The 13,687-nt window shown below is 72.8% G+C and carries 11 protein-coding genes; 5 read left to right on the top strand and 6 right to left on the bottom strand.

Annotated elements, in window-relative coordinates; genetic code table 11:
- Positions 1-27: 27 nt before the first annotated feature.
- Positions 28-1,191: a right-handed parallel beta-helix repeat-containing protein gene (locus AC1VWI_RS39880; protein ID WP_499515927.1), complete on the top strand. Its 1,164-nt coding sequence runs from the start codon at positions 28-30 to the stop codon at positions 1,189-1,191.
- Between the two features lie 3 nt (positions 1,192-1,194).
- Here AC1VWI_RS39880 and AC1VWI_RS39875 read toward each other — a convergent pair whose 3' ends face one another.
- Positions 1,195-2,235, bottom strand: a complete 1,041-nt coding sequence (locus AC1VWI_RS39875; protein ID WP_499515926.1) for a serine/threonine-protein kinase — start codon at positions 2,233-2,235, stop codon at positions 1,195-1,197.
- Positions 2,236-2,611: 376 nt separating this feature from the next.
- Between AC1VWI_RS39875 and AC1VWI_RS39870 the strand changes: the two genes are divergently transcribed.
- Positions 2,612-4,279: an ABC-F family ATP-binding cassette domain-containing protein gene (locus AC1VWI_RS39870; RefSeq protein ID WP_499515925.1), complete on the top strand. Its 1,668-nt coding sequence runs from the start codon at positions 2,612-2,614 to the stop codon at positions 4,277-4,279.
- A gap of 53 nt (positions 4,280-4,332) precedes the next feature.
- Here AC1VWI_RS39870 and AC1VWI_RS39865 read toward each other — a convergent pair whose 3' ends face one another.
- From AC1VWI_RS39865 to AC1VWI_RS39850, 4 genes are all read right to left on the bottom strand, one after another.
- Positions 4,333-5,796, bottom strand: a complete 1,464-nt coding sequence (locus AC1VWI_RS39865; RefSeq protein WP_499515924.1) for an amidase family protein — start codon at positions 5,794-5,796, stop codon at positions 4,333-4,335.
- 210 nt (positions 5,797-6,006) lie between these two features.
- A complete protein-coding gene (locus AC1VWI_RS39860) occupies positions 6,007-7,224 on the bottom strand; it encodes a phospholipase D-like domain-containing protein (RefSeq protein WP_499515923.1) in 1,218 nt (405 codons plus the stop codon).
- A 105-nt stretch (positions 7,225-7,329) separates the two neighbouring features.
- Complete coding sequence (locus tag AC1VWI_RS39855; RefSeq protein ID WP_499515922.1) at positions 7,330-7,857, bottom strand: DoxX family protein; 528 nt, start codon at positions 7,855-7,857, stop codon at positions 7,330-7,332.
- Between the two features lie 54 nt (positions 7,858-7,911).
- On the bottom strand, positions 7,912-9,360 hold the full coding sequence (locus AC1VWI_RS39850; RefSeq protein ID WP_499515921.1) for an amidohydrolase family protein: 1,449 nt from the start codon (positions 9,358-9,360) through the stop codon (positions 7,912-7,914).
- A gap of 259 nt (positions 9,361-9,619) precedes the next feature.
- Between AC1VWI_RS39850 and AC1VWI_RS39845 the strand changes: the two genes are divergently transcribed.
- The 3 genes from AC1VWI_RS39845 to AC1VWI_RS39835 are packed head-to-tail and all read left to right on the top strand — an operon-like array spanning position 9,620 to position 12,493.
- The gene (locus AC1VWI_RS39845; RefSeq protein ID WP_499515920.1) at positions 9,620-10,810 is read left to right on the top strand and encodes a CaiB/BaiF CoA transferase family protein; all 1,191 of its coding nucleotides are present in this window, start codon (positions 9,620-9,622) and stop codon (positions 10,808-10,810) included.
- A complete protein-coding gene (locus AC1VWI_RS39840) occupies positions 10,803-11,633 on the top strand; it encodes a citryl-CoA lyase (RefSeq protein ID WP_499515919.1) in 831 nt (276 codons plus the stop codon). Before AC1VWI_RS39845 ends, AC1VWI_RS39840 begins: the two co-directional genes overlap by 8 nt.
- A 2-nt stretch (positions 11,634-11,635) precedes the next feature.
- On the top strand, positions 11,636-12,493 hold the full coding sequence (locus AC1VWI_RS39835) for a dioxygenase family protein (protein ID WP_499515918.1): 858 nt from the start codon (positions 11,636-11,638) through the stop codon (positions 12,491-12,493).
- A gap of 67 nt (positions 12,494-12,560) precedes the next feature.
- On the opposite strand, the gene AC1VWI_RS39830 is transcribed toward AC1VWI_RS39835, so the two are convergent.
- The gene (locus AC1VWI_RS39830; protein ID WP_499515917.1) at positions 12,561-13,373 is read right to left on the bottom strand and encodes an IclR family transcriptional regulator domain-containing protein; all 813 of its coding nucleotides are present in this window, start codon (positions 13,371-13,373) and stop codon (positions 12,561-12,563) included.
- Positions 13,374-13,687: the final 314 nt, after the last annotated feature.

The following is a 13,687-nucleotide window of genomic DNA, read 5'->3' as shown; positions in this document are numbered from 1 at the left end:
CATGTCACGGAAAGCAGGTGCACACACATGAAGCTCTGTCGGTCCCGCAGGGCCGTCGTCGCGGCGGCCGCCACGGCGACCATCGTGGGGGGCGCGGTCGCGTGCGGCGGCGAGTCGCAGCCCACGGCCTCGCAGTCCGCGGACGCACAGAAGAAGATCTCCGTCCGCGCGGGGGAATCCATCCAGTCGGCGGTGGACCGCGCCAAGCCCGGTCAGGTCATCGACATCGCGGCCGGTACCTACCACGAGAGCGTCCAGATCAGCACGCCGCGGCTGACGCTGCGCGGAGCGGGCACGGGCACCGTCATCTCCCCGAGCACGAAGGGCAAGGAGAACGCCTGCGCCAAGGCGGGCGAGGGCATCTGCGTCACCGGTACGGCACAGAAGAAGGCGTCCGACGTGACGCTGGAGTCGCTGACGGTCGCCGGGTTCAAGAAGGCCGGCATCCACGCGACGCAGGCCGACGGCCTGCAGGTCGTCCGCGTCACGGCACGGGACAACAAGGTGCAGGGCATCCTCGCGGAGAAGTCCGTCCGCACCGTCTTCCGTGACAACACCGCCCGCAAGAACGGCGATTCCGGCATCTTCCTCGCCAACTCCATGGACACCGAGGGCGGTGCGCTCGACACCCAGGGCGCCGTCATCGACGGCAACAAACTGACGGAGAACCGGATCGGCATCGGACTGCGCCGCGTCCGGGGCGTCACGGTCGAGAGCAACCAGGTCACCGGCAACTGCGGCGGTGTCTTCGTCGTCGGCGACGAGGGCGTCCCGCGCGGCGGTGCACTGACCGTCACCCGCAACACGGTGACCGGCAACAACAAGTACTGTGCGCCCAGCGCCCGCCTCCCGTTCATCCAGGGCACGGGCATCCTGCTCACGGGCGTCGAGAAGACCGTCGTGACCGACAACGACGTGCGCGACAACAGCGGCAAGTCCCCGATGTCCGGCGGCATCGTGCTGTTCGGCAGCGTCGTGGGGACGTCCAACTCCGAGAACACCATCCGCGACAACGTCGCCCGCGGCAACAAGCCCGCCGACCTCGCCAACCGCGACCTCAAGGGCAAGGGGAACACGTTCGTCAACAACACCTCGGAGACCACGGAACCCAAGCAGCTGCCCAACAGCTCGCCCAGCGGCGCGTCGAGCACCGCGCCCAGCACCGCTCCCAGCACCGCGCCCAGCAGCTGACGTTCAAAGACCCGGCAGACGACGGAAGACCGCCCGGGCCCACATCGGCGGGTCCGGCGGCGGTCCCGGGGGCGTGGGGAGCACGGGCGCCCGGGGCGTCACCCGCGTCACCTGGTGGTCGGGGGAACCGCCCCGCGCGGAACCCTCCTCCGACGCGGTCGCGGCCGCGGCCGCCCGCAGGGCACCCACGAACTCCAGGCAGGAGTCGTAACGGTCCTCGGGGACCTTCGCGAGCGCCTTGGCCATGACGTCGTCCATGGCCGGCGGGATGTCCGGCCGCCGCTCGCTGAGGGGTGGCGGCTGGTCGTACTGGTGCGCCCACAGCAGGGCCATGTCCTCCTCACGCTCGAAGGGCAGGCCACCGGTCAGGCTCTCGTAGACGACGCAGGCCAGGCTGTACAGATCGCAGCGACCGTCCACCGGGCGCCCGGAGATCTGCTCGGGCGCCACGTAGTCCAGGGTGCCGACGAACTCGCCGACGGTGGTGAATCCGGTCAGCGACAGCGATTTCTTGGTCAGCCCGAAATCCGTGAGGTAGACGTGCTCGGGGTGCTCGCTGTCGGTGCCCTTGGCGACGAGCACGTTCCCCGGTTTGACGTCGCGGTGCACCAGGTCGTGGTCGTGCGCCGCGTCCAGTGCGGAGGCCACCTGGGTGGCGATGCGCAGGGCGGTGGGGACGGGGAGCGGACCGTCCCGGTCGAAGAGCGCCCGCAGGTCGAGGCCCGAGACGTAACGCATCGCGATGTAGAGGACACCGTCGGTCTCCCCGGCCTCGAATATCGGCACGATGTGGGGGTGGTCGATCGCGGCCGCCACCCGTGACTCGTGTGTGAAACGGCGGCGGAAGGTGTCGTTGCGGGCCAGCTCGGGGGCGAGCAGCTTCAGTGCCACCGTACGGTCCAGCCGCAGGTCCCGGGCGCAGTAGACCACGGCCATGCCGCCGCGGCCGATCTCCCGCTCCACGCGGTAGCCGGCGATCTGGGCCCCGATGAGCCCGGAGGACCGCCCGGCGTACACGCTCACGTCATGCGGAATCGAATTCATCGCGCACCACCGCCACGCGGCCCGACATCGGAGACCTTTCCGCGCTCCCTTTCTGAATTGTATCGACCGGGCCCCGGCAATTCGCGGCCGCGCGTTTCCCCCGAAGCCTGAGGTACAGTTCCCGGGTCCTGTCGTCTCCGATAGAGGTGGACGTTGCTCATCTGAGGTCCGCGATCATCGCGCGCACGGCCCCACTGCCGTCCGCCGGTCACGCAGCAGCCGGCCTTCCCGCCGCCCGTGACCCCGCGCGCATGCGACCTCGGTGCACGAGCCGTCCCCGTTCCCCGGAGGACCGCACCCCCCTTCCCGCACGGTCGCCGCGTGGTGCTCGCACACGAAGCCCGCCACCCCTGCGCTTGCGACTGCGAGGACCATCATGTCCACTCCCACCCCCACCGCGACCGGCCCGTCCCTGGGCTGTTCCGGCCTCTCCTTCCGGTGGCCGGACGGCACACCCGTGGTCGACGGGCTCTCCCTCACCATCGGCAGGGGCCGCACCGGGCTCGTCGGAGCCAACGGCGCCGGAAAGTCCACCCTGTTGAAGCTGCTGGCCGGCCGGCTGCCCCCCACCCGGGGGTCGGTGACCGTCGGCGGCAGCCTCGCCTACCTGCCCCAGGACGTCACCCTCGACACCGCGCTCCGCGTCGACCAGGCCCTCGGCATCGCCGGACGGCGCGCCGCCCTGCGGGCCATCGAGGCGGGGGACGTCGGGGAGGAGCACTTCGAGACCGTCGGCGACGACTGGGACGTGGAGGAACGCGCCCTGGCGACCCTGGGCTCCCTCGGGCTCGGCGGCCTCGGACTGGACCGTACCGTCGGCCGGATGTCCGGCGGCGAGACCGTGCTGCTGCGCCTGGCCGCACTGCTGCTGGGCCGCCCCGACGTCCTCCTGCTCGACGAACCCACCAACAACCTCGACCTCTTCGCGCGCCGCCGGCTCCACGAGACCGTCGGATCCTGGCGTTCCGGCGTCCTCGTCGTGGTCAGTCACGACCGCGAGCTGCTCGAACGCGTGGACCGCGTCGCCGAACTGCGCGCGGGCTCCGTCACCTGGTACGGCGGGACGTGGTCCGACTACGAGGGGACCGTGGCCGCCCAGCAGGAGACGGCCGGGCGCGCACTCCGCGCCGCCGAGGCCGACGTGCGCCGCCAGCGCCGCGAACTGGAGGAGGCGCGGATCGCGTCGGACCGCCGACGGCGGCACAGCGGGAAGATGGACGCCCAGCGGCGCGCCCCGCGGATCGTCGCGGGCGAACGCAAGCGTTCCGCGCAGGAGTCCGCCGACCGGCTCCGCGGCGTGCAGGAGGAACGGCTCGCCCGGGCGCGCGAACGCCGCGAGGCCGCCGCGGACGCGCTCCGGGACGACGCGGAGATCCGGGTCGACCTGCCGCACACCGCGGTCCCGGCGGGCCGCACCGTGCTCACCCTGCAGGGGCTGCGGCCACGCTTCGGCAGGCTGCGCCAGGGCGACCTCCACGTCCACGGGCCGGAACGCGTCGCGCTGGTCGGCCGCAACGGCGCCGGCAAGACGACACTGCTGCGCACCCTCACCGGCGAACTCGCCCCGCTGTCGGGCGAGGCGAGGACGCACGTGCCGCTGCGGTTCCTGCCGCAGCGCCTCGACGTCCTGGACGAGGAGCTGAGCGTGGCGGCGAACGTCGCCCGCGTGGCTCCCGGGGCGTCCGAGAACGAGATCCGCGCCCGGCTCGCGCGGTTCCTGTTCCGGGGTGCCCGCGCCGAACAGCCCGCGGGCACCCTCTCCGGCGGGGAGCGCTTCCGCGCCGCCCTGGCGGCGTCGATGCTCGCCACGCCGGCCCCGCAGCTGCTGATGCTGGACGAGCCCACCAACAACCTCGACATGGACGGCGTCCGTCAGCTGACGACCGCCCTCGCGTCCTTCCGGGGCGCACTCGTCATCGCCGGCCACGACCTGCCGTTCCTGGAGTCGGTCGGGATCACGCGCTGGCTGCTCGTCGGCGAGGAGCTCCACGAGACCACCGCCGAGGAGGTGCGCGGCCTGTTGGAGGACGCCGGGAACGACTGACCGTGGGACCGGGCCGCCCCGCCCGTGCGGGGCGGTCCCACGCGCCGGCGCCGTCAGCGCTCCGCGTCCGCCGCCCTCGGCGCCGGTACGGCGAGCGGACGGCGGCGCAGCAGGGTGGGGTTGACGGCGGACGGCGGCCTGCGCAGCCGGGTCGCCTGCTCGTAGTCGTGCGCGTAGCCAAGGAGCAGCGGCTCGCTCCACGCCCGTCCCAGGAAGGTGATGTTGAACGGGCGGCGGTTGGCCGCGAGGTAGCCCGCGGGCACGGTGACCGAGGGATAGCCCGCCTTGGCGCCGATGGACGAACTGCCGCTGTTCGCGAACAGCAGGGCGGTGACGGCGTGTTCGGCCATCAGCGCGTCGATGCGGTCCTTGCTCTCCTCCAGGTCCCGGGCGCGGGCCGCCTTGTACTCGACGGTGTCCGCGCTGTCCGGACCGAGGTCCCTGGCCTGTGCGGCGAGCGCGAGCGTCTGCCCGAACTTCAGCGCGAGGTCCGCATGGGCCTCGTTGTGGGCGATCACGTCGGCGAGGGTGCGCACCGGTGCGCCCTCGGGCAGCCGCGCGAGGTAGGCGTTCAGGTCGCGCTTGAACTCGTGGCTCAGCACCGGGGAGGCGACGTCGTACCGGCGGCGCGCCTCGATGCCGACGTCGACGAGTTCGGCGCCGCGTCGCGCCAGTGCGTCCAGGGCCGCGTCCCACAGGGCCCGTTCGTCCGTGCCGTCCTCGGGCGTCTGTTCCGCGACGACGCCGATGCGCACGCCGCGCAGGGCGTCGGGGGACAGGTCGGCGGTGAAGTCGTGGCCTTCGAGCGGGTTTCCGGCGGTGGCCGGGTCCTCGGGATCGGTGCCGGTGAGGACGGTCAGCAGGGCGGCGGCGTCCGCGACGGTCCGGGTCATCGGGCCCGCGGTGTCCTGGCTGGACGCGATGGGCACGATGCCGGTGCGGCTGACGAGACCCAGGGTGGGCTTCACCCCGACCCCCGACGTCGCCGACGCCGGGCTGAGGATGGACCCGTCCGTCTCGGTGCCGATGGTGACGGCGGCCAGTCCGGCCGCGGCGGCGACCCCCGAACCGGCGCTCGAGCCGCTCGGCGTCTCGCTCAGGTCGTACGGGTTGAGCACCTGACCGGCCAGCGAGCTGTAACCGCTGGGCATGCCGACGGTGAGGTAGTTGGCGAACTCGGTGAGGTTCGCCTTGCCGAGGATCACCGCACCCGCCTCGCGCAGCCGGGTCACCAGCGGGGCGTCCTGCGCGGGGTGGGAGTCGGCGAGCACCACCGAGCAGGCGGTGGTCGGCATGCCGAGGACGTCGACGTTGTCCTTCACGAGCACCGGTATGCCCAGCAGCGGGCCGCCGGGGTCGCCGCCCGCCCTGCGCACGTCGGCCGCGGCGGCCTCCTCAAGGGCGGCGGGATTGACGCAGCGCACCGCGTTCAGGGCCGGCCCGCCGACGTCCAGCTCCTCGATGCGCCGCAGGTAGGCGCGGGTGAGGGAGACGCTCGTGATGCGGCCCGAGACCATCAGTGCGGTCAGCTCGGCGACCGTCGCGACCTCCAGGTCGGCGGGGAACGGTTCGTGCGGCGCCGTGTCGGCGGCGTCGGTCCGGCTGCCTGTCGATGCCGGTTCTGGGCCGGTGTTGACGTCGATGTCGCCCTCCAGGGTGAGCGGTGCGCTGACGCGCCCGGTGTCCGTACGCCCCCGCGGCCGTCTCGTGGGGCGACACCATGATGCTCACAGGAAGCGGCGGATGGGCGCGGTCGCCACCTCCTGGGCCCGCTCCAGTGAGGAGCGGGTGCGCCAGCGCGTGCCGTCGACGGGGTCGCTGCGCAGCAGGTCCTCGTCGAAGTGGGCGTCGAGGACGGAGGTGAAGGTCTCGTCGAGCACCGCCAGCATCACCTCCTCGTCGTGGTCGAGGGAGCGGCGGTTGAAGTTGGTCGAGCCGATCAGGGTGGCGACCCCGTCCATGGTGATCACCTTGGCGTGCATCATGGTCGGCAGGTAGTGCCAGATCCGCACGCCGCAGTCGAGGAGCCGCTGGTAGTAGCGCTGCCCGGCCAGCTGGCAGACGCGCTTGTCGGTGTGGAGGCCGGGCAGCAGGATCTCCACCTCCACCCCGCGGGCCGCCGCGTGGCAGAGCAGGCCGACGAAGTACGGGTCGGGAGCGAAGTACGCGGTCGCGAGCCGGATGCGCTGCTCCGCGGAGGCGATCACCACGCGGAGCAGGGTGCGCATGTCCTGCCAGCCGACGCTCGCCGAGCCGCGGACGACCTGGACGATCGCGCCTCCGCTCTGCTCGTGCTCGCCGAAGCGGTCGCGGTCGTCGAACAGCCCGTTGCGCCGGCACTCCGCCCAGTTCTGCGCGAACGCCGCGGCGAGGCCGTCCACGGCCGGCCCGGTGACCCGGACGTGGGTGTCCCGCCATTCGCCGGGGTGCCGGGCGTCGCCGCACCACTCCTCGGCGATGCCGACGCCGCCGGTGAAGGCCACCTCGGCGTCGACCACCAGGACCTTGCGGTGGCAGCGGTGGTTCTGCTTGAACGGCGACAGCCGCACGGGCTTGCGGAACCAGGCGACGTCCACGCCGGCCCGGTCCATGCCGTCCAGCAGTTCCTGCTCGATCAGCCGCCCGCCGAAGCCGTCCAGCAGCAGCCGTACCCGTACCCCCTCCGCCGCCTTGGCGGCCAGCGCGTGCGCGAAGTCACGCGCGATCTGGCCGCGCCAGTAGACGAAGGTGGTCATGTCGACGGTGTGCTTCGCCGCGCGGATCGCGTCGAGCATCGCGGGGAAGATCTCGTCCCCGTTCCGCAGGGCCTGCAGGCAGTTGCCCTCGGTCGCGGCGATGCCGATGAGCCGTTCCAGGCGGCGGCGCAGTTCCTGCTTGCGGTCGGCGACGGAGCGCTCCGGCCGGTCCCCGTCGGTGCGGTCGGTCTCCTCCAGCGAAGCGCCCATGCCGTCGTGCCCCCCGGTTCCGGTGCCGCCGCGGCCCGTCCGGCCGCGGCGTCGCGTGGCGTACTCCAGCCGTATGCCCGGCCGGAGGCGGCTTATCCGGAGTGACTACGCGTTCCCGTGGGACTCGGGGGACTCCCTCCTGCTCCTGCGCACCTTGGCGCGGCCGGCGAGCGGCACCGTCGCCGCGAGGAGTCCGGCCGCGAGCGCGGCCGCGCCCCAGGCGGGGGCCGGCCGCCAGCTCAGGCCGAGGACGTGGTCGAGCGACCACTCCCCCGGCCCCGTGAAGCCGAGGCACGCGGCGACCGCGCCGTAGAGGAACGGCACCTCGCAGCCGCCCTTGTGCGCCCAGAAGCCGCCCGGCGCCGTCGAGGCGGCGGCCACCGTCATCGTCCCGACGACGACCGCGCACCCGCCGGGCGTCAGCAGTCCGGCCGCGACCGACGCCGCGCCGGTCAGCTCGGCCACCCCGGCGACCAGGGCCATCCGCGGCCCGGGGACGATGCCGTAGCGCTCGAAGACGGCGCCGGTACCCGTCAGGCCCGCCCCGCCGAACCAGCCGCGCAGCTTCTGCGTGGCGTGGCCGAACAGCAGGGCGGCGAGCAGCAGTCGGAGCAGCAGCAGCCCCATGCTCATCTCTCGGTTCTCCTTCGTCTCGCTCGTGTCACCGTGCCGGCCGTGCCGCCGCTGTCACCGGCCGTGCGTCGAGGCGCTGCGGTAGTCGGTGTAGGTGTAGGGGTTGTCGAGCACCTTCGTCTCGGGGACGTCGGGGTTCATCCCCTTGCGCCACTCCTCCTCGCCCATGGCGGACCGCAGGTGGTCGACGGTCTCCTCGACCTCGCGCCGCACGGCGGCCAGGTCGACGCCGACGAGGCGGTGCTCGTGCTTGACGACCCGTCCGTCGACGAGCACGGTGTGCACGTCGCCGCGCTGCGCCTGGAAGGCCACCTGGCCGTACGGGTTGAGCAGCGGGAAGGAGACCGGCGAGTGGTCGTTCTTCAGCAGGACGATGTCGGCCTTCTTGCCGGCTTCCAGGCTGCCCAGGTCCCGCTCGCGGCCGAGGGCCCGGGCCCCGCCGAGGGTGGCCCACTCCACCACCTGGTCGGCGCGCAGGGCGCAGTGGGTGACGGTGTCGCCCTTGGCGTGCGCCTCCAGGTGCGCGCGGGCGCGGTCGGCGCCGAGGGTGGTGCGCATGGCGGAGAACAGGTCGCCGCTCCACCACACGCTGGTGTCCATCGACAGGGAGACGGGGATGTCGTGCGAGCGGATGGCCCAGGTCGTCGGGTAGCCCTGGCCGGCGCTCTGCTCGCTCTCCGTCGACACCGAGACCGAGCCGCCGGTGGCCGCGATGCGGTGGTAGGAGTCGGCGCTGAGCGTCGAGGCGTGGACGTACACCGTCTCCGGGGTCATGAAGCCGTTCTCGTACATCAGGCGGATGCCGTCGTCGTTGGTGGCGCCCCACACCCCGGCGTGGGTGGTGACGGCGACGCCCAGTTCGCGGGCCACCTCGAAGGCGGGCTTCTCGGGGAAGGCGGGGTCGCCCGTGACGTCGAAGGCGAGCTGGAAGCCGAGCATGTCGTCGCCGTCGATGCGGCGGGCGACGAAGTCGCGGAACTCCGGCGCGGCGGTCCACTCCGCGGGTGCCTGCTGGATGTTGCCGTAGGCCAGGACGAAGCGGCCGGGCACGGACCGCAGGGCGTCCACGGCGGCGTCGGCGTGGTCCACGGTCTGCAGGCCGTGCGACCAGTCGACGACGGTGGTCACGCCCGCGTCGAGGGCCTCCACCGCGGCGAGCCGGTTGCCGGCGTGGACGTCCTCGGGGCGGAACTTCCTGCCGTGTTCCAGGTAGTACCAGACGAAGTACTGGGTGAGGGTCCAGTCGGCGCCGTAGCCGCGCATCGCGGTCTGCCACATGTGGCGGTGCGTGTCGATCATGCCCGGCATCACGATGCCGCCCGTGGCGTCGATCTCCACCGTCCCGTCGGGGACCGCCAGTCGCGGACCGACCGCCGCGATCCGGTCGTCGACGACGAGCACGTCGGTGTCCGCGAGGACCTCGCGCTCACGGTTGACGGGCAGCACGGTCCCGCCCCGCAGGACGATGGGCCGCCCCGGGGTGAATGCCTCGACCTTATCCATCGTTGAACTCCCTTGGCCGCTTGACGGACACAGGTACGCTATTCGGCCAATGGACCGAGCGCTAGCCTCGCGACGCAGTTCGCAGCACACACGCCCGCGGATGGGCCCCGGCCCTGTCGCAAAACGAGACACCGCAGTGCCGGCAGGCCTCTGACCGGCCACGGCGGTGACGATCGCCCTTGACGCCCCCGGCTTTCCGCAACAGAATCACGGCGACGGACGGCTGTCCGTCCTGCGGTCAGATGAAAGGTGACACTGGATGTCAGAGAGCACCGCGCCTGCGCGACCGGGCCCGGCGGGCCCGCTGTCCGGGCTGCTGGTGGCCGACTTCTCCCGCATCCTCGCCGGGCCCTACGCCACGATGCTGCTGGCGGACCTCGGTGCGGACGTCGTCAAGGTCGAGGGCCCGCGCGGGGACGACACCCGCAGCTGGACGCCCCCGGTGCGCGGCGAGGTGTCCACCTACTACCTCGGCATCAACCGCGGGAAGCGTTCCATCGCACTCGACCTGCACGACGGGGCCGACCTGGAGGCGGCGCGCGAACTCGCGCGCCGGGCGGACGTCGTCATCGAGAACTTCCGGCCCGGCGGGCTGGTCAAGTACGGGCTGGACTACGCGTCGGTGCGGACCGGGAACCCGGCCGTCGTCTACGCCTCCATCAGCGGTTTCGGTTCCGGCGCCGGGCGCAAGGTGCCCGGCTACGACCTGATGGTGCAGGCCGTCTCCGGGCTGATGAGCCTCACCGGGGAGCCCGACGGCCCGCCTTTCCGGGCCGGGATCTCGGTCTTCGACGTCATGGCGGGCAACCACGCGGCCATCGGCATCCTCGCCGCGCTGCGCCACCGCGACGCCACCGGCGAGGGCCAGCACGTCGAGGTCAACCTGCTGTCGTCGGCGCTGACCGGCCTGGTCAACCACAGCTCGGCCTACGTGGCGGGGGGTGAGGTCCCCTACCGGATGGGCAACGCGCACCCGAGCGTGTTCCCCTACGAGCCCTTCCCCACGGCCGACAACGACCTGATCGTGACCGCCGCCAACGACGGCCAGTTCCGCAAGCTGTGCGAGGTCCTCGGCATCCCCGGGGTCCCCGACGACCCGCGCTTCGCGCGCAACGCCGACCGCACCGCGAACCGGGAGGAGTTGCGGCCGCTGCTCGTGGAGCAACTGCTCAAGCGCGGCGCCAACGAATGGTTCGAGCTGCTGGTCGAGGCCGGGGTGCCGAGCGGGCCGATCAACACCATCGACGGCGGCTTCGCCATGGCCGAGCGGTTCGGGCTGGACCCGGTCGTCACCGTCGGCGAGGGCGACCGCGCGGTGCCCACCACCCGCCACCCGGTCACCTTCTCGGCCACTCCCGCCGTGTACCGGCTGCCGCCGCCCGAACTCGACGAGCACGGCGCCGAACTGCGCGCGTGGCTGGCCCAGGACCCGGAGGACACCCGTGACTGACCCGTCCGCGTCCGGCGGCTACCCCACCGCGCTGGGCGCCTCGGACCGCAAGAGCATCACCCTGCTCGGCCAGGACCTCGCCGAGGACATCATGGGCACCGTCGGCTTCGGCGAACTCGCCTTCTGGCTGGCGACGCAGCGCCGGCCGAGCCGCGGCGAGACCCGCGTCTTCGAAGCCGTGCTCGCGGCCCTGGCCGACCACGGCTTCACGCCCACGGCCATCGTCACCCGGCTGACGTACCTGTCCGCGCCGGACTCCGTCCAGGGCGCGCTCGCCGCGGGTCTGCTCGGCGGCGGCTCGCGCTTCCTCGGCGTCACCGAGGACACCGGGACGTTCCTGCACGAGGCACTCGCCGCACACGGCGAACCGCCCCACGACGACTCCGGCTGGGACGAACTGGCGCTGCGCCTGGTGCGCGAGCAGCGGGCGGCCGGCCGCTTCGTCCCGGGCCTCGGCCACCACGTGCACAAGGACGGTGACCCGCGCACGCCCCGGCTGATGGCCATCGCCGCCGAGGAGGGCCTGTTCGGCCCGCACCTGTCGCTGTTCGCGGCCATCGGCCGCGTGCACCCCGAGGTCCTCGGCAAGGCCCTGCCGCTCAACGGCGCCGGCGTGTGCGGAGCCGCACTCGCCGACCTCGGGCTGCCGCTGCCGCTGCTGCGCGGCTTCGCCCTGCTCGCGCGCACCGCCGGGCTCATCGGCCAGCTCGCCGAGGAGATGCGCGATCCGGTCGCGAACGACATCTTCCTCTCCGTCGACCTGAACAACCGGCCCGTCCCGCCCCGGCCGGACACCGAATCCGCAGGGAACACCAAGGAGTGACCGTGTTTGTCAACGAGGACAACCTCACCGAACTGGCGGCCCGGCGCTGGGCGACCGCGCACGCCCCCCGCCAGGCCGAGCTCCTGTCCGCGCTGGTCCGCCACCTCCACGCGTTCGCGCGCGAGGTGGAACTCACCGAGGACGAATGGATGGCCGCGATCCAGTGGCTGACCGAGGCGGGCCGGATCAGCGACGCCAAGCGTCAGGAACTGATCCTCGCCTCCGACGTGTTCGGGCTGAGCACGCTCGTGGTGCAGCTGAACAACAGGTTCGCGCCGCGGGCCACCCCCGCCACCGTCCTCGGCCCCTTCCACATCGACGGGTCCCCCACCGCCCCGTACGGCTTCGACATGTCCGAGGGCATCCCCGGGACGCCGTTGTTCATCACCGGCAAGGTCACCGACCTGGACGGCAAGCCCGTGCCCGGGGCCGTCCTCGACGTGTGGCAGGCGGACGCCGACGGCGCCTACGAGGCGCAGCTCCCCGAGATCGACGAGGCGCGGCTGCGCGCGAAGTACCGGGCCCGCGAGGACGGCACCTACTGCGTCCGCACCATCGCGCCGCGCGGCTACGCCATCCCGATGGACGGCCCGGTCGGCGACCTGATCAGCGCCACCGACATCAGCCACTTCCGCCCCGCGCACGTCCACTTCCTCGTCGACGAGCCGGGGTACGAGAAGCTGATCACCCATCTGTTCCAGGAGGGCAGCGAGTACCTGGACAGCGACGTCGTCTTCGGCACGAAGGAAGCGCTGGTGGTCCGGTTCACCGGACGACCGGCGGGACCCGCCCCCGACGGAACGGCCGTCGACGTGCCGTACCTGCTCGCCGAGTACGACTTCGTCCTGCAGCCCCGCTGACGCGGCGCCGGCCGCAGGTGCGGTGCGTCACCGCCGCCATGGCGCGGTGCCCTGTTCCGGCAGGGCGTCAGCCGGCGGCGGGGCGCACCTCGCCGTGCGGCCGGCTCTGCCACAGTGCCCAGTCCGCCGAGACGTCCCCGGCCGCTCGCAGCAGCAGGGGCAGGTACGTGCCGGTGAGCACGTCCACACTGGTCTCGGCGGCGTGCACGGTGACGTTCATCGCCGCCCGGACCACCCCATCGCCGTCCCGTACGGGCACGGCGACCGACCGTACGCCGGGCGCGAGTTCCTCGTCGGCCAGCGCCCAGCCGCGGGCCCGGACGGTGCGCAGCTCCGCGGCGAACTCCTCGGGCGTCCGTCGCGGGGACTCCGGCAGCCCGGAGCGGCTGGGCTCGGCCAGGACGGCCTCCAGCTCCTGCGGGCCCAGGCCGGCCAGCAGCACCTTGCCCTGGGAGGTCTGCGGGGCGGGGAACCGGGTGCCGATGTCCACCCGCAGCGCGATGATCTTCGGTACGGAGACGCGGGCCACGTAGACGATGTCGGAGCCGTCCAGCTGCGCCATCGAGGACGACTCCCCGGTCTGCGTGACCAGCGCCTCCATGTGGGGGCGGGCCACGTCCCACAGGCCGAGCGAGCCCACGTAGGACATGCCCAGGCGCAGCACGCGCGGCGTGAGGGTGAACGCGCCCTGGTCGGCGCGGACGTAGCCGAGCTCCTCCAGCGTCAGCAGCAGTCGGCGCGCCGTCGGCCGCGCCAGCCCCGTCGCGGCGGCGATCTCGCTGAGCGTCAGCCGGCGGTGCCGGGCGTCGAAGCAGCCGAGCACGTCCAGCCCGCGGGCCAGCGCCTCCACGAAGTCCGGACCGCTTCCGCGCCCTGCCATCCATGCCTCCCGGGTCCACGACGGCGATGCCCGGCCCACGGGTGACCGCAGGACGGACCGCCCGCAGACGGCGTCGCGCCTGCGTCCGTTCCCCTTCACCGGCTCCCGACCGCACGGGCATCCTCTCGGCGGCCATTATACGGACGATCGTCCGTCGCCGGCGCGGCCTTGGCGACGCCCGGCCACGGCCGCCACGACGGGAAAGGTCCGCATTCCGCCGGCGATGACACCCGGGCGATGATTTCCGGTACCACGCATCAGGCAAAGCAAGGTCGGTCCGCATTCGGCGATCCCCGCCGCGGCGAACCGGCGAC

It is taken from the genome of Streptomyces sp. TOM-9, from assembly GCF_056858595.1.
The sequence above is the reverse complement of the archived record's forward strand: the minus strand, read 5'-3'. Positions and strand labels throughout refer to the sequence as shown.

Bases quoted from the DNA above. Each gene is read 5' to 3' on its own strand.
- AC1VWI_RS39870 (WP_499515925.1), top strand. From the start codon at position 2,612: ATGTCCACTCCCACCCCCACCGCGACCGGCCCGTCCCTGGGCTGTTCC.
- AC1VWI_RS39855 (WP_499515922.1), bottom strand. From the start codon at position 7,857: ATGAGCATGGGGCTGCTGCTGCTCCGACTGCTGCTCGCCGCCCTGCTG.
- AC1VWI_RS39850 (WP_499515921.1), bottom strand. From the start codon at position 9,360: ATGGATAAGGTCGAGGCATTCACCCCGGGGCGGCCCATCGTCCTGCGG.
- AC1VWI_RS39830 (WP_499515917.1), bottom strand. From the start codon at position 13,373: ATGGCAGGGCGCGGAAGCGGTCCGGACTTCGTGGAGGCGCTGGCCCGC.
- AC1VWI_RS39865 (WP_499515924.1), bottom strand. From the start codon at position 5,796: ATGGTCTCGGGCCGCATCACGAGCGTCTCCCTCACCCGCGCCTACCTG.
- AC1VWI_RS39880 (WP_499515927.1), top strand. From the start codon at position 28: ATGAAGCTCTGTCGGTCCCGCAGGGCCGTCGTCGCGGCGGCCGCCACG.
- AC1VWI_RS39875 (WP_499515926.1), bottom strand. From the start codon at position 2,235: ATGAATTCGATTCCGCATGACGTGAGCGTGTACGCCGGGCGGTCCTCC.
- AC1VWI_RS39860 (WP_499515923.1), bottom strand. From the start codon at position 7,224: ATGGGCGCTTCGCTGGAGGAGACCGACCGCACCGACGGGGACCGGCCG.
- AC1VWI_RS39845 (WP_499515920.1), top strand. From the start codon at position 9,620: ATGTCAGAGAGCACCGCGCCTGCGCGACCGGGCCCGGCGGGCCCGCTG.